The organism is Acinetobacter lwoffii, from assembly GCF_022967985.1.
Taxonomy (GTDB): domain Bacteria; phylum Pseudomonadota; class Gammaproteobacteria; order Pseudomonadales; family Moraxellaceae; genus Acinetobacter.
Genome location: NZ_JALJVC010000025.1, coordinates 36,189 through 56,043 on the forward strand (window position 1 = coordinate 36,189; position 19,855 = coordinate 56,043).

Sequence of the window (19,855 nt, forward strand, 5' to 3'; positions counted from 1 at the left end):
TATGATTATTTCTTCTGCAAATGACTATCGTGAAGCTGCGAAACGTCGTTTACCGCCATTTTTATTTGAATACATCGATGGTGGTGCCTATGCGGAATATACTTTAAAGCGTAATGTAGACGATTTATCAAAAATCGCTTTACGTCAACGTGTGTTAAATGACATGTCTGAGCTGAGCTTAGAAACGCAATTGTTTGGTGAAAATTTGGCGTTGCCAGTGGCATTGTCACCTGTAGGTCTAACGGGTATGTATGCGCGTCGTGGTGAAGTTCAAGCCGCGGTTGCCGCAGATAAAAAGGGCATTCCATTTACCTTATCAACAGTTTCAGTTTGTCCAATTGAAGAAGTGGCACCTGCGATTCAACGTCCGATGTGGTTTCAACTGTATGTACTACGTGACCGTGGTTTTATGAAAAATGCCTTGGAACGTGCTAAAGCCGCAGGCTGTTCTACCTTAGTATTCACAGTCGATATGCCTGTTCCAGGTGCGCGTTATCGTGATGCACATTCAGGAATGAGTGGTAAAAATGCTGCAATACGTCGTTATATGCAATCGTGTATGCACCCACACTGGGCTTGGAATGTCGGTTTATTGGGTCGTCCGCATGATTTGGGTAACATTTCGAAATATTTAGGTAAGCCGACAGGTCTGGAAGATTATATCGGTTGGCTGGGAAGTAACTTTGACCCTTCAATTTCTTGGAAAGATCTTGAGTGGATTCGTGATTATTGGGAGGGTCCCATGGTTATTAAGGGGATTTTAGATCCTGAGGATGCCAAGGATGCGGTACGTTTCGGAGCAGATGGAATTGTGGTCTCCAATCACGGTGGTCGTCAGCTTGATGGTGTTTTGTCTTCTGCTCGTGCGCTTCCTTCAATCGCAAGTGCGGTCAAAGGTGACATCAAAATTTTAGCAGATTCAGGGATTCGTAACGGTCTTGATGTGGTACGTATGTTGGCTATGGGTGCAGATATTTGCATGCTTGGTCGTGCATTTGTATACGCACTTGGTGCTGCCGGCGGTTCTGGGGTAAGTAATTTACTAGATTTGATTGAGAAAGAAATGCGTGTGGCAATGACATTGACTGGTGCAAGAACCATTGCAGATATTACATCGGATTGCCTGGTCAAGCTAGAGAAAGAGTAAGCGATTTAATTACTCACATTACTAAGGCTTTGCCAACTTTCCTTTGGAAAAAGAGATTCTTATCTAAATAATTTGGGTAAACAAAGCTTCCTTTTGAAAAAAACCAACCTTGGTAAGAGTCACCAACATAAAATACACTAAATAACATAATTGGTATGTTAGTAAACTCTATATATAACAGTTATATAGAGTTTTTATTTTGTGTGGTGTAATTTAATGTAGGGTGGGGTAATTTGATTTTTGGGCACTAATTTATTGTGATAATCAACAATAATAACCAACATACATATGCTTAATCTAAAGGTATTTTACTGACTGGTATAATTTTATGATGAGAGGGGTGTTGCCTGGGGCTACGGTTTCTGTTTTGCTTTTTGACGTAACACGTACAAATATAAGCTTTCTACTTTTTCACGTGCCTAGGGTGTGGTACGCAAGAATCGCAATGATGATTTAACACTTGGATCTATGCAAAAACATCTAACTTCAATTTTACGACTTAAACTGAACCGTACCGGGTTTGTCGGAGACCAAACTTTCTGAGATGAGACGCATTGCTTCGCAAGACGTAGCGAAGCGTAGTGATCCGATGAAAAACCTAAATATACCCCTGAAATCAGAGATAGAGCGGTTCAATTAGAACTAAACCCAACTATCGCAACACTGGGCTTTGGAGAATCTCGTCGTTTCTTAATTGCGTCGTAATAATGATTATCAAGATAAAATCAAAATATACAGATTTTTGTGTAAATCCTGAGTAGAATTCGACTTTTATTTTTTCTCCAGTAAAAAGGCATAGCTTTTCACTATGCTATTTTGCAAGGACGCTTTATGCTCGCGCTAGATATACAACATATTCGAATGAAACAACACGCCACTGATAAAGCACAAGCGTTGCAATGTCTAGTCGATATCTTGGTCGAAGACCAATTGGTTACACCTGATTATATTCATGGGTTGACCGGGCGTGAACAACAAAGTGCAACGTATTTAGGACAAGGAATTGCCATTCCGCATGGGACGCCTCAGTCTCGCCAATCTATTTTAAAAACTGGGATTCGTCTGGCGCACTTTCCTGAAGGAGTTGTTTGGGACGGTGAAAATAAAATTTATTTAGCAGTAGTGATTGCTGCGAAATCAGATGAGCATTTGCAAGTCTTACAAATTTTGACGCGGGCTTTAATTAATGATGTCGCTGATCAAGTGAAACAGGCTCAATCCGCAGAGCAAATTATTGCATTATTACAAGCCCAACCCGCATCTTTGGCATTGCATGAAAATTTAATCGCCACTCAAGTTCCCGCACTTGATGTAGAAGATTTGATTTGGCAGGCAACACAGTTGCTGAAACAGCAAAAAATGGTGGAGTGTGGTTTTCTGTCGGGTTTAAACCTAAACAGCATGATTCATTTAGGGGAGGGAGTGTGGTCGATCACTTCTAACCAGCATGTTTTGAGCCCAGCTGTAAGTTTGGTAAAAGCGGAACAGGTTTTAAGCCATCAGCAGGAAATGCTCAAGACTTTGGTGTGTATTGCCAGTAATGAGCAACTGGATATGCAACGGTTTCAACGGTTAATGGATATTTTGTTTGATACTGAACAAGTTCATACCCTCAACCAAGAGCAAGATAGTCACCAGTTGGCGCAGTTAATTGGTGCTGAACTGATTCCTGATTGGCCATCTCGTCGTATTGTCTTAGCTAATGCTCATGGTCTACATGCGCGTCCCGCGACACACTTGGTCAATATGACTAAGAAATTTGCAGGGGATATTCTCGTTGCTGTAGATGAGGGGGCTTACGTTTCGGCAAAAAGTTTAACCAAATTATTAGCCATGGGATGTCGTCGTGGTCAAACTCTGACTTTTATTGCACAACCTGATACTGATGCTGTAGCAGGCTTAGAACAGATTATTGATGCAGTTCAACAGGGCTTAGGAGAAGAGGTTGAAGCTGTTGATCTTGTATCTCATCAGCACAGCAGTAGTGACCCAGTCGTAAATACTTTGGAATTAATGCCTTTTGAATCACATGGCGATACGGGTAGCTGCGGTATTGCGGCATCAACTGGCCTTGCTTTTGGTCCTGCACATGTGGTGAAGCCACGTGAATTTAGTTATGAACGTCGCGGACAGAGTTTTAAAGCTGAGAATGAAAAGCTTGAAATTGCGCTTCATCAGGTGAAAAATAGCTTACGTCAATTCATTGCACATACTGAATCTACTGCCATTAAGCAGATCTTCATGGCACATTTGGAAATGCTGGATGATCCAGACCTCCTCCAAAGTGTACAACGCGGTTTAAAACAGGGGTTGTCTGCTGCTGCAGCTTGGCATGATCATATTGAAGTGGCTGCTACCGCACAGGCTGCACTTAGCGATCGTTTACTGGCAGAGCGTGCGGCTGATTTAAGGGATATTGGTGAGCGTGTTTTGGCTGCTTTGTGCGGTGTGGCCGATGTCACAGAACCCGAGCAACCTTATATCTTAATTATGCATGATGTTGGTCCGAGTGATGTAGCGCGTCTGAATAAAGATCGTGTTGCAGGTATTTTGACCGCGGTTGGTGGAGCGAGTGCCCATAGTGCTATTGTGGCACGTGCTCTGGCTATTCCAGCAGTCGTAGGTGCGGGTGTAGCTGTTTTAAATATTGAGAACCATGCCACAGTGCTAATTAATGGGGATACTGGTGAGTATGTGGTCTCTCCCGAGCAAAGTCAGATTGATCATGCCATTGCAGAGCGCCAACGCCAGCGCGAGTTACGAGAACAAGCGGAACAGCATTGTTTAGAACCCGCCATCACACTGGATCAACATCAAGTTGAAATCGCAGCCAATATTGGCAAAGTGGGCGCTACGATACAGGCTGTGGCCGATGGGGCAGAAGCAATTGGTTTGCTACGCACAGAATTGGTCTTTATGTCACACAGCAGTGCGCCTGATGAGGCTACACAGGAAGCCGATTATCGGGTGGTGTTAGATGCTTTGGCGGGTCGTCCATTGGTGGTACGTACACTTGATGTGGGCGGGGACAAACCTTTGCCGTATTTGCCTATTGAAAAGGAAGAAAATCCATTCTTGGGCTTACGTGGTATTCGTCTGACTTTACGTAAGCCAGAGTTGTTACGTCAGCAATTGGTTGCTTTACTTAAAGCAGCGGATAATCGCCCATTAAGAATTATGTTTCCGATGATTGGGCGGGTTGAAGAATGGCGAGCAGCAAAAGCAATTTTAGATGAGGTTCGCATACAGCATCCATGTGAAAACTTACAAGTCGGAATTATGATTGAGGTTCCTGCGGCAGCATTGTTGGCTCCAATTCTTGCTCAAGAAGTTGATTTTTTTAGTATTGGAACCAATGACTTGACTCAATATACTCTGGCGATTGACCGTGGTCATCCACTATTGTCTGCTGAAGCTGATGGCTTACATCCGAGTATTTTGCTATTGATTGATCAAACGGTTCGGGCAGCACATCAGCATGGTAAATGGGTGGGCATTTGTGGTGAATTGGCTGCTGATCCAAAAGCTGTGCCTGTATTGATGGGCTTGGGCGTGGATGAGTTGAGTATGTCGAGTACCAGTATTCCATTGGTGAAGGCGCAAATTCGTGGTTTGAACTATATAAATTGCCAACAGGTCGCACAGCAAGCCTTAAGTTGTGACAGTGCGTCTGCCGTACGTGCATTGGTGGAGTAATTACCGAATGGCTAAGATATTAAGCATTACTCTGAATCCTGCAATTGACCTCACCGTGCAATTGGATCAACTAAAAGTTGGCGAGGTCAATCGTCAGTTAACGGCCCAAAGCCATGCAGCAGGTAAAGGCTTAAACGTGGCACAGGTCCTTAAGGATTTGGGACATGAACTGATTGTGAGTGGCTTTTTGGGGCAAGAAAACCGTCAAATTTTTGACCATCATATCCAGCAAGAGCAATTTGATAACCAATTTATTTATGTTGCAGGTCAAACACGACAAAACATTAAAGTTGCAGAAGCTTCTGGTCAGATGACTGACATCAATGGCAAGGGCTTTTTTGTAGATACCTCAGCAAAACAACAACTATGTGAACGTCTATCTCAACTGATTTTAGAGGTTGATGTGATTGTGATTGCTGGCAGTTTGCCACAAGGTTTTTCTGCAGAAGAGCTTTCGACACTGATTCTATGGTTACAGTCTGCGGGTAAAAAAGTCGCAGTAGATACCAGTGGTGTTGCGTTGAAAGCAGCAATTGCTGCCCATCCTTGGTTGATTAAGCCGAATACAGATGAGTTGACAGAAACCTACCATTTGCCAGCAGAAACGTTTGCAGAACAGCAGCATCTTTTTGCCAGTTTAAATAGTCAGATCGAACATATTGTGGTCTCGATGGGTGAAAACGGGGTGAACTGGCTTCACCGCACGCAAACCCTGCATGCTACTGCACCGAAGGTCACCGTCCAAAGTACGGTGGGTGCGGGAGATTCCTTGCTGGCAGGTATGATTCATGGCTTGTTGAGTTCAACTTCCCCAGAAGAAACATTGAAAACAGCAACCGCAATTGCGAGCAATGCTGTGACCCAAATTGGGTTTGCCCTTCCAGACTTTGCTGTTATTGAAGATTTGAAATCGCAAATCTCAGTCCAATCATTGAGTTAATACGATGCAAGAGATAAAACATATTTTATTTGTGCCACATAGTCCCGAGCAGCCGATTAATGCAGTGATTTTGGCCAAAAAACTGTCCAAAGCAGCAACAGCACTTGGTATTTCCAATGATGTGGCGACATCAGTTGAGCATCTCGATTTATCAAATGTTATTGATACGGTTGTTTTTGTTGGACAGAAGTCGGCAGATGCGACTCAACTGCGTGACAAGGTTGTGAAAGTCATTGGTTTGAATAACGCGCAACACGATGCGATCATGCTTTTGCAACAAGTTCTTGAGCATTCAGATGCTTTAGATGAAACTATTGCAGCCAATGTAGGGGTTACACGCTTTGTCGCCATTACAGCATGTCCAACTGGTGTTGCGCATACGTTTATGGCGGCCGAAGCCTTACAACAAGGTGCAGTAAAGCACGGTTATCAGATTGATGTTGAAACCCAAGGATCGGTTGGGGCTAAAAATGTTTTATCGGCAGAAAGTATTGCCAAAGCAGATCTGGTGATCTTAGCAACGGATATTGAGGTCAATACAGATCGCTTTGTAGGCAAACGCGTATATCGCTGCAGTACAGGATTTGCCCTTAAGCAAACGGATAAGACTTTTGCAAACGCAATTGCTGAAGCCAAAGTGCTTGAAACGGGTAAGCAAACAGCCACTAAGACAGAAAATGAAAACAAAGAAAAAACTGGAATTTATAAACACCTTTTAACAGGGGTGTCTTTCATGCTGCCGATGGTGGTGGCGGGTGGTTTGATCATTGCCATCTCGTTTATGTTTGGCCTCAATCCTGTTGAAGGAAGCTTTGCCGCATCCTTAAAGCAAATAGGTGCTGCAGCATTTACTCTTATGGTACCTATGCTGGCAGGTTACATTGCTTATTCTATTGCGGATCGTCCGGGTTTAACTCCAGGTTTGATTGGCGGTTTACTTGCAACACAATTAGAGGCAGGCTTTCTCGGTGGATTAGTTGCAGGTTTTATTGCAGGTTATATTGCGTTATTTTTATCGAAACAGCTTAAACTCCCAAGTAGCCTAGATGCATTAAAACCAATTTTGATTATTCCACTATTGGCCAGTTTAGCTGTTGGTTTAATCATGATTTATGTGGTTGGACAGCCTGTTGCACAATTGTTTGAATTACTCACACACTTCCTTGCCAATATGGGGACGACCAATGCCATGATCATGGGGATTATCCTTGGGAGTATGATGTGTATTGATGTTGGGGGGCCAATAAATAAAGCGGCTTATGCCTTTACGGTGGGCTTACTTACGTCACAAACATACGGACCGATGGCGATTACCATGGCTGCGGGTATGGTACCGCCATTGGGTATGGCAATTGCAACTTTTCTGGCAAAGCATAAATTTGCCAAACCTGAGCAAGATGCAGGGAAGGCTGCTGTAGTTCTGGGCCTATGTTTCATCTCGGAAGGGGCTATTCCGTTTGCTGCCAAAGACCCGATTCGAGTGCTTCCATGCGCGATCGCAGGTGGTGCTGTAACTGGGGCTTTGGTTGCATTATTTAAATGTGAACTAGTCACTCCTCATGGCGGTGTAATGGTACTGATCATTCCGAATGCGATGAATTATCCATTAAAATATTTATTGGCGATTGCGATTGGAAGTGTGGTGACTGGTGTAGCTTATGCCGTGATAAAACAACGGTTAGAATAAGCCCTTCATAGAAGCTTTGTGAAAGCTATTTAGTGCAATAAATGAATATTTGCTCAATCCTATTTTGGACCAGTTGGAGAGTCTCTGCTTGAATTTGTCCAGGTAATAGGTCATGAGCGATATTGCTGAATCGGATTGCAACCTTACAAATCGAGCCAATAATTTCATCGACTTCTTGGACACAAAGTTCCGCTTCCTGAGTACCAAGTTTCACAAGAGCTTGTCGAGGAATATCCAGTGCCTTACCCATGATATCCATTTGATGATATCCCCCTGGTCCTTCACAGAAAGTAACATCATAGGCAGGGGCGAGTTTCCATTGCCCATTTTGGGACATCAGAAATGAAAAGTTTTTGCAATGATCATCTCGATTATTGAATACTACATTGAAAACAGCGTAAGCGTCCGCTGAACCCCATCGCTATTTTTTAATTTGAGTTGGGTTTCCAGCGGTGTGGCAGTAATTCTTCAATCTGGGTCACTTTATGTGTCGGCAACCTTTTCAGCACATCATTTAAATAGGCATACGGATCTAGCCCATTCAGCTTTGCTGACTGAATCAGGGTCATGACATTCGCAGCTCGCTGACCACTGCGTAGCGAGCCAGCAAACAACCAGTCCTTGCGTCCCAATGCCCAGGGACGCATTTGATTTTCGACCCAATTGTTGCAAATCGGTAGATTGCCATCATCCAAATAGCGACTTAAAGCTGGCCAACGCTTCAGAGTGTAATTGATCGCCTTGGCGATTGGAGAACTCGACGGCACCGTCAGATAATGTTGGTTGAGCCATTCATATAGTTGTTGCATCACCGATTGGCTATGTTGTTGTCGGTATTCGCGACGGTGTTGCGCTGTACCATCGGTCTTTTTCCTGAGTTCTGCTTCTATGGCATACAGTTTCTGAATCATCACTAATGCTTGTTCAGCGACCTGACTTTTCCCGGTCACATGCAGTTCATGGAATTTAAGATGTGCATGGGCCATGCAGCCCACCTCAATGATCTGGCCTGATTTAAAGCGTGCTTTATAACCACCATAATCATCACAGACCAGATGGCCTTGCCAGTCTTTCAGGAACTCTTCAGCATGCTTATCCTGAAAGTCATAGATCACCGCCTGAAGTAGATTGTACTGTGTGGTGGCATAGGCCCAGACATAACCTTTCTTCGGTTTTTTCTCATTCTCACCCATCTGCATGATGGTGACCGGTGTTTCATTGGCATGCAGCACCTGTTGCTGCAGTACAAGCTGTCACAGCTGCATTGCGTTGAGGCAGGTTCGTGCTCAATACGCAGAGTGAGTAGATGATCAGGTAGCGGTCGACGTTTAGGTTTGTTGGCTGGGGCTTTCTGTGTCGCTGCATCGGTTTTAGCTGCATTCAGCCGTTCCAGTTCCAGATCAACCGCGGCAATATCTTCTTCAACCGCTTCATCCCAGAGGTGGATTTGTTTGGCCGTTAAGTATTCATTCTTCTGGGCGAACTTATGCCGTTTAAACTGCAAAAGTTCATGCTCGTATTTTTGATTGAGACTAGAGAGAGATTTAACTTTAGAATCTAATTGCTGATTTGATTGTTCCAGTTGTTGTTTTGATTATGCTAAAGACTGATGCTGCAGCGCCAACTGTCGGATAAATTCCAGCAGGTGTTCATGGGTCAGTTGGTTTAAATCAGGCAGCATTTTCATGACTGCAGTATGGTTGAGATCATGTTTGGAGAATAGCAGAATGGATGAGTTCGATTTAGAGCATTGTTACCACTTGCTGCAGACCGATTCTTTGCCAAGTTAAACCGTGGATCAGTGCTTGTAACTGCTCCGGGCTGAGGGTCACGGTTTCATCTTGGTGAACTTTAGCCCAGTGGAATTTTCCCTGTTCCAGCCGTCGGGCACATAGCCAGATGCCCAGCCCATCACGCACCAGCACTTTCATGCGACGGCCACGCTTATTACAGAACAGATAAGCACAATGCGGTTTGATATAGCCAAAGGCTCTCAGCACCTGAGCCATGACAGTATCCATACCTGCTCGCATATCCAGAGGTTGGGTAGAAAGCCAGATTTCATCAATGCGGATCATTTGATCAAGCCCTGAAGTAAAAGCAGCAACTCCTTGGCCGATTCCACTGGCCATTCTATTTCGATCACCTGATCTCTTGCGGAGCATTGTTTCTGATGCAGTGGAATTCTGATATGAGCGACAGCATTCTTTTCCGGTTCAGGTGGCGGCGGTGCTTCTTGTTTGACTCTGGTGTCGGGTGAAGAATGACGGGAAGAAAGTCGGTCTGTGGAATGGAAGGGGTTGTGAATGATGGAACCATTGATCTGGACTGACGAATCCATTTATGTAATAGATTGGCATTGATCTGATGTTGCATTGTGACCTTAGCCACTGATGTATTTGGCTGCAGGCAAAGCTCGACCAAGTGCTGTTTAAAATCAGTTGCGAAGATTCTGCGGGCTCTTTCTGTCGTTTGTTCAGTGTCTATAAAAGTGTCTAAGGCCATAAACATAATGTCCATTTAATAAATAATGGGCACTATTGGTATATTGAGAAAATAAGAAAAGTGGGGTTCAGCGGATGCTTACCGAAAAAGAGATCTACAGAGACCTCTTTTTATTTGGGCTTAATACGTGAAATTATTGATGAGTGTCATCTTCATTCAGAATTTGCCCTGTGTGCTTTGGTGTAATTAAAGGTGCAGTCGGACGCGGTCCTGTGTATTGCAAGCCGATACCGGCATAGACATCATCTGCTGCAACTTCGGTTTCAAAACGTTCTTTGTCTCGTTCTCGGATTTCTTGGCTAATTTCTTCAACATCACTCTGGTCAACACCCAATTCTTCTAAAATCGCACCGCCAAATAGCATTGCCGACTCGAAGGTTTCTCGAATCATGTAATCCACATTTTGTTTTGCTAAATGCAGCGCATGCTCACGGTCATAAGAGCGAACCAGTAACTTGGTTAAAGGAAATTCATGTTGCACCAACTCTACAATCTTATTCGTCGTTTCTTTGTGGTCTACGCAAACAACAATTGCCTCAGCCGTATCTGCTCCTGAGGCATGTAAAATATCTAAACGAGAACCATCGCCATAGTAAATTTTAAATCCAAATCTTTCAGCGTTTTGAATCATGTCGATATCATTATCAATGATGGTCACATCAATCCCTCGAGCAAGCAGTAATTGACTGGAGACTTGTCCAAAACGACCGAAACCAATCATCAATACTTTTCCAGAAAGTCCTTCGGCAATACGGATATTTTCTAAAGAAGTTTGTTCTGTAGTTTGGGTAAAAGGTTTAAATAGAATGCCTATAATCGGGGTCAAAATCATCGACAAGACTACAATCGCAGTCAGGTTTGAGCTTTCAACAGCACTAATGATTTGAGCACTCATGGCGGCAGCAAAGAGTACAAAAGCAAACTCGCCCCCTTGAGCCATCAGTAATGCGCGATCGAGTGCTTCGGAGTGTGAACTTTTGGTCATGCGTGCAATTAGGTAAATCATGGATGCTTTGACAAACATCAGCAGAAGTACAGCACTTAAGATTAACACCCAGTTATTTTTTACGACGTTAAGGTCTAGTGACATGCCTACACCTAGAAAAAATAATCCGAGCAATATGCCACGAAACGGTTCAATATCTGCTTCAATCTGATGGCGAAAAGTGGATTCGGAGAGTAATACCCCTGCAAGGAAAGCCCCCATTGCCATCGATAAGCCACTGACTTGCATCAGTAATGCTGCGCCGAGTACCACTAAGAGTGCTGCTGCAGTCATGACTTCACGGGCTTTGGCTACGGCTAATAAGCGAAATAAAGGATTAAGCAACCAATAGCCTGCAGCGATTAAACCTGCAATTGAAATTAAACCAATTCCGATGCTCTGCAAACGCGTAGAAGTACTTTCAACAACATGATTCGGTGCGATAAAAGCAACAATTGCCAATAAAGGGACAATCAACAAGTCTTCAAACAGCAGGATCGAGACAATTTTCTGTCCTCGTGGTTGAGCAATGTCTCCACGATCTCCCAAAAGTTGCATAACAATTGCAGTCGAGGTGAGTACAAAGCCTGCAGCACATACAAAACTCACTTGCCAAGAATAGCCATAGACCAAGCCTACCGCCGTTAACCCCAATGAACAGGCACTAATCTGTAATGCGCCTAATCCAAAAATTTCTTTTCTTAAACTCCATAAATACGATGGACGCATTTCTAGTCCAATCACAAACAGATACATCACAATACCAAGCTCAGCAATATGCAGAATAGACGCAGAATCGTAGAAAAATGCTAGTCCAAATGGACCAATAATTAATCCTGCAATTAAATATCCCAATACCGAGCTTAATCCTAGGCGCTTGATTAAGGGGACTGCGATCACTGCAGCCGTGAGCAATATGACAGGGGATAGAAGGCTGATAGATGTGGCTTCTGCACTCATATATTTCTCAGATTTTGTATGGGGTCTGTTGACATTTCAAGTATAGAATTTACCCGATAAAGGTAGCCAAATATATATACAGGCTTCAAGCTAATGCAACTGCATCCTCATAGCTACTCAGTAGCTTATCATATGGTGTTGCTATTCCTCTGAACTGCTTTAACCTATAAATGCGTTCTCAACTAAGTATCTAATTTTATATAAATACGCCAATCTCAACTTAAAATAAGATTTTCGAATTGAATTGGTGAATGACCAAGCTTTTTATTTAGCACCACACAAATTGTATGCGACAGAATTTTACGAGTTATGCGGTGGGTTAAATGCCATAGATCTTTTGCCCTCACTTTCTGAATGTGAAAGCGATCTGTTAATTGACCAATCACTGTTTCAATCTTTCTTCGGGCTTTCATCATTATTTGCATTGTCTCTTTAGGTCTGAAATCTATCATGTTTTTTCTAAAGGGTGTTTGTAAATCAATACCCTGATATTCATAATATCGTTTCAATTCTGGTTTTAAATAGCCCTTATCTGCTCCCAGTAAACCGTAAATATCATTCGTGATTTCAGGTGCAACATCTCGCTCATCACAATGAGCAGGTGCAAAGGTATAACCCGTAATCATGCCTGAAAGATTAATGACGATATGAGCTTTGAAACCATCAAGTTTTTATGCTTTCTAGCTCTGGTATAACTACAGACAGGGAGTGGGAAGCCATCAATAAAGTGAATGTTATCTGAACCATAACGCTGAATGAGCTGTGCCATAATGGATTGACTGACATGCCACAGGTTTGCACAATGTTTACAGAAATTGGGATAAGATCCTAATTTTGGAAACCATTCTAACCAATTGTTTTTGAAATACATCCAAATATTTTTGTCTGTATCTAAAACAAGAAATTCACCTACTATTTGCATAGTGATGATTTCTACATCAGTAACAGCAGGCGGAAAACCACGAGTTCTCAGAGGCTGAATAACAACAATGGGATAAAGCTGTTCTATGATTACATAGACAAAAATGATAAATTCTTCAATGGACATAACTTTGCTTTAATTTCTTGGTGGAAACTAAAATAGGGTTATGTCCTTTTTATTTCAATCACTTAAAAAGTTGAGATTTGGGTTTAATATATTGAAATATATTAATTATTTTTTTATGCTATCCAATCCATCACCAAACACCTGTGAGTCACTGACATTATTGGTTGTGAGCTGAGCTGCAAGTTTTTGCAGTGTTTCAGCATCTATTATACCTATGTGAAGTTTACGCTATTGTCATCGATATTCAGACTGATGTTTTTTACGTTTTCATTCACCTTCTCCTAAAAACCTCAAGCCAGTAGGGTCAATGAGTAGATGGAGACTATCGCGACTTTTTTGATAGCTAAGAAGCCTCCAGTGGTAAGTTTGTGCAACAGAGCCTTATTTAACTAAAAATTTTCTATTTAACTTATGTTTACCTAAAATCTAGTTTATAAATTATTTTTACAATATATTTATTAATTTCAATATTTTGAAGAAAAATAATAGAAATTTATAAAAAATTAGTTCATAAACTTATAGGATTTTTAAGAGCATTTATATGAATGACTAAGTACTGTGAAAAAAGAGAACTAGATGACGTTTAGATAAAATTTTCAATCAAATAATCTTATTGTTGTTATTTCTAGTCACATAGTCTATTTTTATTATATGAATTATTCTTCCTCACCCAAAAGACCACGTGGTCGACCAACCAAACACGGCTGTAACTATGCAGACACTAAAGAAGTTTTAATCCACCGAGGTATCGAGTTACTGACCGAACGTGGAATGAATGCTATGAGCTTGGACGATCTCATGAAATCAGTCCAAGTTCCTAAAGGGTCTTTCTACCATTATTTTGTAAATAAAGAGGCTTTTATTTTAGAAGTCTTAGATGCTTATGAACTTTATTTTGTGAAGCGATTGAATAAGTTTTTAAGTCAAACTGATCTTTCCCCACTAGAAAAGCTGCAAAATTTTGTAAAAGATGCGGGTGAAAAAATGCAAAAATATGATTTTAAACGAGGTTGTATTTTAGGTAACTTAGGACAAGAAGTGTCGTATTTACCACAAGAAATCATTGCCCGAATCGAAAATATCTTTAAGGTATGGGAGAAATTAGTTTCTGATTGCCTACATCAGTCAAATTCACAATATAGCCTAGCTGATTGCGATGAAGCTGCTTATCAGTTTTGGATTGGGTGGGAAGGTGCAGTTCTAAGAGCACGTTTGGTCAAATCAACAAGTCCCTTAGATGCATTTTATCGCTTGTTTACTTTAGCTGTAAAACAACAAATCACGTAAAAAGTTAATTAAAAAATAAATGCAGACGTCTGTATTTATTTTTTAATTAATTCTAGACAAGCAGTCTAATTAAATGGAGAGGAAGTTCTATGTACAAAGGTATTGTAATTACTAAAGATGAAGCAGGTTACACATCACAAATTACTGAGATTGCATCAAAGCCTTTACAAGAAGGAGAAGTTAGAGTCGAAGTCAAATATTCAACACTCAATTATAAAGATGCTTTAGCCATTACTGGGCGTTCACCAGTGGTGCGTAGTTTTCCTTTGACCCCAGGCATCGATTTTTCGGGTGTTGTGATTGAATCAAAACATCCAGCATGGAAAGAAAGAGATGAAGTTCTACTGAATGGTTGGGGAGTGGGTGAGAAGTATTTTGGAGGGCTAGCCGAGCAAGTCACTGTTTCTGGTGATTGGCTCATACAAAAACCTTCTGCTTTTTCTTTTAAAGATACGATGGTTATTGGTACAGCAGGTTATACCGCAATGTTGTGTGTCATGGCTTTACAAAAACATGGTATTAAACCAAGTGATGGAAAAATTTTAGTGACAGGTGCAAATGGTGGAGTAGGTAGTATTGCCATTATTATTTTGAATCATCTTGGTTATGAGATTACAGCTTCAACTGGTCGACCTCAAGAGTCAGAATATTTAACCTATCTAGGTGCGAGTGAAATTATTGATCGTATTGAATTATCTTCCCCAGGAAAGCCATTAAACAAAGAAGTTTGGGCTGGCGTGATTGATACTGTTGGTAGCCATACTTTAGCGAATGCATGTGCTAGTACAAAATATCGTGGTGCAGTTGCTGCGTGTGGTTTGGCAGGCGGAATGGATTTTCCAGCAACAGTTGCTCCATTTATTCTAAGAGGGATTACCTTATATGGAATTGATAGCGTGATGGCACCAATCGAATTAAGAAAAGAAGCATGGGAACGTTTAGCTACAGAATTAGATCAAACAAAATTAGAAAAAGTTACGACTGAAATTCAGTTAACAGATGCTTTAAATATTTCAAATGAAATTTTAGATGGAAAAATTCGAGGTAGAGTTGTTGTACAGATATAGTTCAACAAAATGAGTTGTGGGACTGTTCTAAATTTTGTGTAAGTACTTAATTTTCATTTATCCTACTGAGGATAATAAAAAGAGGTACTTCACATGGATGAAGCTACAATCAAAAGTATGGCAGCTGAATTAGCTAAAGGTTTAAAAACTCCTGAAGATTTAAACCAAATGACAGCCATATTTAAATGTATTAGTTTAGCAATGAATTGTTTTACGATTCAGTTCGATGATCGATTAAAAGATCATTTATAAAAAATGGGACTTACACAAAATAATTTACAGGCTCGTAGAAACATGAAAATACATTCTTTTGGTGAACACAATAACATTACTTTATCTAATAATTGTATTGAAGTTCGAGGTGCACGTGAGCATAACCTTAAGGATGTAGATGTTTCTATCCCAAGAAATGCACTTGTTGTTTTCTCAGGTGTATCGGGTTCAGGAAAATCATCACTTGCTTTTGGAACTATTTTTGCTGAAGCACAAAGAAGATATTTCGAATCTGTTGCACCTTATGCAAGACGCTTAATAGATCAGGCCGGAGTACCAGATGTTGATGCTATTGATGGTCTACCACCAGCAGTAGCATTGCAACAACAACGTGGTGCAAGTAATACCCGTTCTTCTGTTGGAAGTGTAACAACTTTATCAAGTCTCGTGCGAATGATTTATTCGCGTGCTGGTGCATATCCTGCCGATCAGCCAATGTTATATGCCGAGGACTTTTCACCGAACACTCCTCAAGGTGCTTGTCCTACCTGTCATGGTTTAGGTCACATTTATGAAGTTACAGAATCGACAATGGTTCCTGACCCAACACTCAGTATTCGTGAGAGAGCTATCGCATCATGGCCACCTGCTTGGCACGGGCAAAACTTACGCGATATCCTAGTAACCCTAGGGTATGATGTTGATCGACCATGGAAAGATTTACCGCAATCGGATAGAGACTGGATTTTATTTACTGAAGAAACCCCAACAGTTCCTGTCTATGCTGGTTTAAGCCCCGCTGAGACTCAATCTGCACTTAAACGTAAACTAGAACCCAGCTATATGGGCACTTTCACTGGTGCTCGTCGCTATGTCCTTCATACTTTTGCTAATACCCAAAGTACGTTGATGAAAAAACGTGTTTCACGTTTTATGGAAGGAAAAATATGCCCTTCCTGTCATGGTAAACGCCTTAAACCAGAAGCCTTATCTATTACCTTTGCTGGAGTAGATATTGGTGAGTTTATGCAACTTTCTTTGGATAAGTTAACTTGCCTGCTTGAGCCCATTGTTCTTGGCAATTTCGACGCTCATGATGCTGGAGAAAAGACTAATAATAAAGTAACCCAACTTGATAGATCTGAACGAGCAACAACAGGTAGAGCAGTGCATTCTGTATCTCCAGATGTAAGACGTACGTCAGCACTTTCAGATGAAAAGAAAATTGCTGCCCAGCGTTTAGCAAATGGTGTGGTGGGGCGTTTAAATCAATTACGCCAGTTAGGTCTTGGTTATCTAACATTAGATAGAGCCACACCGACTCTTTCAGCGGGAGAGTTACAACGTTTGCGTTTAGCAACACAATTAAGTTCTATGCTATTTGGTGTAGTTTATGTACTGGATGAACCGTCTGCTGGATTACATCCTTCAGATAGTCAGTCATTATATGATTCTCTCGATAAATTAAGAGACGCTGGAAACTCCGTATTTGTTGTAGAGCATGATTTAGAGCTCATGCGTCGTGCTCAATGGTTAGTGGATGTTGGACCAGATGCAGGAGAGCAAGGTGGTAATATTTTATATAGTGGAGTACCTCAGGGTTTAAGTGAGATTTCAGCTTCACGTACTGCAAGTTATTTATTTAATAAAATCCCAGTTACTCAAAGTTATGGACGTACACCCTCTGGTTGGCTTGAACTTAACAATATTTACCGACATAACCTGCATAATATTGATGCTCGTATACCTCTTGGTGTACTTACAGCAGTTACAGGTATTTCAGGTTCAGGTAAATCTAGTCTCGTTTCTCAAGCTTTACCCGAGTTAGTACTTTCATATTTAGGCAATGAGTCTGAAACTGAAAACAATAATGAAAATAATCCTTTAAATGAAGGAATGTTGGTTAACGAGGTTACACAGGGTTCTCTGGCTGGTGATGTGGAGGCTATACAGCGTCTGGTACAGGTTGATCAAAAACCAATTGGCCGTACTCCACGTTCTAATCTGGCAACTTATACGGGTTTATTTGATCATGTTAGAAAGTTATTTGCTGGGACTCCTGAAGCTCGCCAAGCTCATTATGATGCTGGACGTTTTTCGTTTAATGTGGCTAAAGGGCGATGTGAAACTTGTGAAGGTGAAGGCTTTGTCAGTGTAGAGTTATTGTTTATGCCAAGTGTATATGCCCCTTGTCCGACATGTCATGGTGCTCGATATAATGATGACACTCTGAAAATTCGCTGGAATGGACGTAATATTGCTGAAGTATTAGGAATGACCGTCAATGAAGCACGTGATTTTTTTGATGGAGAGGTCTCGATTGCTCGTTCACTACAATTATTAAAGGAAATTGGCCTTGGTTATTTACGTTTAGGGCAACCAGCGACTGAACTATCTGGTGGAGAAGCGCAACGTATTAAATTGGCGACCGAGCTGCAACGCAATCAGCGTGGAAATACACTGTATATACTTGATGAGCCAACTACAGGTTTGCATCCATCAGATGTAGATCGATTGTTAGTTCAATTGCAGCGATTAGTCGATGCGGGTAATACCGTGGTTATGATTGAGCATGATATGCGTGCCGTTGCACAAGCAGATTGGGTGATTGATGTGGGACCAGGTGCTGGAAATGCTGGTGGGAATATTGTTGTGGCAGGAACACCAAAACAAATAACAGAAAATCAAGATAGCCGTACTGCTCCATATTTAGTTAATGAGTTAGTGAGTCGTGATACTAAACTTTGATATTGCGAGTGGGTAGAATAAAACCTTAAATTAAAAGCCTGTAAAATCAATTAGATATTTTTCGTTTTAGGTGGTGTGTGAGCATGAAATCTAAAAGTTTTTTTCAACTAAGGGCTTTGTTGCACAAACGGTAATCCTCCCATAAATAACTGAAGTTAAAAGTAGAGGTTAAGCAGCCATTAGAGGTGGCCTTCCTTTGTTTGCTTGGTGTGGTCTTTCATGGTTGTAATGCCACAGCCAGTTTGTTGCATAATCTTGTACTTCATCCAAAGTATCAAATAAATGTTTGCTCAGCCAACTATAACGTATAGTCCGATTATAGCGTTCAATATACGCATTCTGCTGTGGTTTACCTGGTTGAATATATTCAATACGAATACCTTGTTCAGTTGCCCAGCGTACAAATTCGTGACTGATAAACTCCGGGCCATTGTCACACCGAATAACTAACGGTTTTTCTCGCCATTCCAATAACTGATTCAATGTGTGAATAACCCTGATCGTGGGTAATGAGAATTCTGCTTCAATAGTCAAACCTTCTCGACGGTAATCATCAATCACATTCAACAATCGGAACTTACGACTATCGATCAGCTGGTCATGCATAAAATCCAGTGACCAGACCTGATTTGCCCGGATCGGCTCTTTCAGTGGTTCTGGTGCATGCCGTTTTAGTCTTCTTCTCGGTTTAATGCGCAGATTCAGTGCTGACTCACAGTAAATGCGATAAACACGTTTATGATTCCAAACATGGTTTTCAACATGACGTAGATAAGAGAAACACAGACCAAAACCCCAATCTGTATTTTCTTCAGTGAGCTCAATGAGCTGTTCTGCAATTAATGTATTGTCATCGTTTAACTTGGATTGATAACGGTAGCAGGTTTCACTGATACTAAATGCTCGGCAAGCCAAACGAATGCTAATCGCATAGTGGGCAACTGCCTGTTGTGGCATCTTACGTCGGCAAGATGGCCTCACCACTTTTTTGCCATCGCTTCCTGAATGATCTCTGCATTTAAGCGTTCCTCAGCATACATCTTTTTAAGTCTGGTATTTTCTGCTTCCAGTTCTTTGAGTTTTGCCATTAATGATGTATCCATACCGCCATATTTGGCACGCCATTTATAGAAGGTCGCATTACTCATACCGTGTTCACGACAAAGGGCGGCTACAGGTGTGCCAGACTCCCCCTGTTTCAAAATGGACATGATCTGACTGTCAGTAAATTTAGATGTTTTCATGCAGAATCTCCTGCCTATACTTTAAGAGAAAATTCTACTTTTAGGTCCTATTGTTTTTAGGAGGGATTACTGGGTACAAACATGGACATGATGAATCCAGATCAAACAAAAGAATAATTTGATTTTCGTTTGAAACTTTCTTTTCCAAATGAAGTGTTTTTAAAGCAAACATAGTAAAGTTTATGAAGTATTCTTGAGGTCAACATATTATATTTTACAAATGAAATTGAAATTATTTAAGTTATTGAATTTTCGTTTAATAAAAGAAGATATGAAGTTATTATCAGGTATAAGTCATTTAACATAATCAATATTATACGAAATGCTA

The 19,855-nt window shown here is 41.2% G+C and carries 11 protein-coding genes and 9 pseudogenes; 9 read left to right on the forward strand and 11 right to left on the reverse strand.

What is annotated here, in order from left to right; translation table 11 throughout:
- Position 1 precedes the first annotated feature (1 nt).
- The gene (gene lldD / locus MWG72_RS13390; RefSeq protein ID WP_114541435.1) at positions 2-1,147 is read left to right on the forward strand and encodes an FMN-dependent L-lactate dehydrogenase LldD; all 1,146 of its coding nucleotides are present in this window, start codon (positions 2-4) and stop codon (positions 1,145-1,147) included.
- 353 nt (positions 1,148-1,500) lie between these two features.
- Here lldD and MWG72_RS13395 read toward each other — a convergent pair.
- Positions 1,501-1,650: pseudogene (locus MWG72_RS13395) on the reverse strand (VF530 family DNA-binding protein); the annotation flags it as partial.
- Between the two features lie 328 nt (positions 1,651-1,978).
- Here MWG72_RS13395 and fruB point away from each other — a divergent pair.
- The 4 genes and pseudogenes from fruB to MWG72_RS13410 form a co-directional block, all read left to right on the forward strand.
- Positions 1,979-3,107, forward strand: a pseudogene (gene fruB, locus MWG72_RS15630) (fused PTS fructose transporter subunit IIA/HPr protein); the annotation flags it as partial.
- An 86-nt stretch (positions 3,108-3,193) separates the two neighbouring features.
- Positions 3,194-4,843: pseudogene (gene ptsP, locus MWG72_RS15635) on the forward strand (phosphoenolpyruvate--protein phosphotransferase); the annotation flags it as partial.
- A 7-nt stretch (positions 4,844-4,850) separates the two neighbouring features.
- A complete protein-coding gene (pfkB, locus tag MWG72_RS13405) occupies positions 4,851-5,783 on the forward strand; it encodes a 1-phosphofructokinase (RefSeq protein ID WP_004647820.1) in 933 nt (310 codons plus the stop codon).
- A 4-nt stretch (positions 5,784-5,787) separates the two neighbouring features.
- On the forward strand, positions 5,788-7,470 hold the full coding sequence (locus MWG72_RS13410) for a fructose-specific PTS transporter subunit EIIC (RefSeq protein ID WP_247144256.1): 1,683 nt from the start codon (positions 5,788-5,790) through the stop codon (positions 7,468-7,470).
- 29 nt (positions 7,471-7,499) lie between these two features.
- On the opposite strand, the pseudogene MWG72_RS13415 reads toward MWG72_RS13410, so the two are convergent.
- From MWG72_RS13415 to MWG72_RS13450, 8 genes and pseudogenes are all read right to left on the reverse strand, one after another.
- A pseudogene (locus MWG72_RS13415) lies at positions 7,500-7,867 on the reverse strand (HipA domain-containing protein); the annotation flags it as partial.
- Positions 7,868-7,898: 31 nt separating this feature from the next.
- A pseudogene (gene tnpC / locus MWG72_RS13420) lies at positions 7,899-9,052 on the reverse strand (IS66 family transposase).
- A 160-nt stretch (positions 9,053-9,212) separates the two neighbouring features.
- Positions 9,213-9,602 carry an IS66 family insertion sequence element accessory protein TnpB gene (tnpB, locus tag MWG72_RS13425; RefSeq protein WP_247144257.1) on the reverse strand — a complete coding sequence of 130 codons (390 nt, stop codon included), beginning with the start codon at positions 9,600-9,602 and terminating at the stop codon, positions 9,213-9,215.
- A 10-nt stretch (positions 9,603-9,612) separates the two neighbouring features.
- Positions 9,613-9,990 (reverse strand): transposase, encoded by a 378-nt coding sequence (locus MWG72_RS13430; protein WP_311771908.1) that lies wholly within the window; start codon positions 9,988-9,990, stop codon positions 9,613-9,615.
- 118 nt (positions 9,991-10,108) lie between these two features.
- Positions 10,109-11,920, reverse strand: coding sequence for a monovalent cation:proton antiporter-2 (CPA2) family protein (locus MWG72_RS13435; protein ID WP_114541431.1), 1,812 nt, complete (start codon positions 11,918-11,920; stop codon positions 10,109-10,111).
- A gap of 85 nt (positions 11,921-12,005) precedes the next feature.
- Positions 12,006-12,127, reverse strand: a pseudogene (locus MWG72_RS13440) (IS5/IS1182 family transposase); the annotation flags it as partial.
- A gap of 8 nt (positions 12,128-12,135) precedes the next feature.
- Positions 12,136-12,968 (reverse strand): annotated as a pseudogene (locus tag MWG72_RS13445) (IS982 family transposase).
- A 114-nt stretch (positions 12,969-13,082) separates the two neighbouring features.
- Positions 13,083-13,316 (reverse strand): annotated as a pseudogene (locus tag MWG72_RS13450) (transposase); the annotation flags it as partial.
- Positions 13,317-13,619: 303 nt separating this feature from the next.
- On the opposite strand from MWG72_RS13450, the gene acuR reads away from it, so the two are divergent.
- From acuR to MWG72_RS13470, 4 genes are all read left to right on the forward strand, one after another.
- Positions 13,620-14,255, forward strand: a complete 636-nt coding sequence (gene acuR, locus MWG72_RS13455; protein WP_004647830.1) for an acrylate utilization transcriptional regulator AcuR — start codon at positions 13,620-13,622, stop codon at positions 14,253-14,255.
- Between the two features lie 89 nt (positions 14,256-14,344).
- Positions 14,345-15,322 carry an acrylyl-CoA reductase (NADPH) gene (gene acuI / locus MWG72_RS13460; protein ID WP_086044951.1) on the forward strand — a complete coding sequence of 326 codons (978 nt, stop codon included), beginning with the start codon at positions 14,345-14,347 and terminating at the stop codon, positions 15,320-15,322.
- A 93-nt stretch (positions 15,323-15,415) separates the two neighbouring features.
- The gene (locus MWG72_RS13465; protein ID WP_161489514.1) at positions 15,416-15,574 is read left to right on the forward strand and encodes a hypothetical protein; all 159 of its coding nucleotides are present in this window, start codon (positions 15,416-15,418) and stop codon (positions 15,572-15,574) included.
- Positions 15,575-15,616: 42 nt separating this feature from the next.
- Positions 15,617-18,283: an excinuclease ABC subunit UvrA gene (locus MWG72_RS13470; protein WP_247144259.1), complete on the forward strand. Its 2,667-nt coding sequence runs from the start codon at positions 15,617-15,619 to the stop codon at positions 18,281-18,283.
- A gap of 168 nt (positions 18,284-18,451) precedes the next feature.
- Here MWG72_RS13470 and MWG72_RS13475 read toward each other — a convergent pair.
- A protein-coding gene (locus tag MWG72_RS13475) for an IS3 family transposase (RefSeq protein ID WP_247144260.1) occupies positions 18,452-19,527 on the reverse strand; the annotation gives its coding sequence in 2 pieces (ribosomal slippage) (positions 18,452-19,275 and positions 19,275-19,527; 1,077 coding nt in all).
- Positions 19,528-19,591: 64 nt separating this feature from the next.
- Positions 19,592-19,699 (reverse strand): annotated as a pseudogene (locus MWG72_RS15595) (site-specific integrase); the annotation flags it as partial.
- Positions 19,700-19,855: the final 156 nt, after the last annotated feature.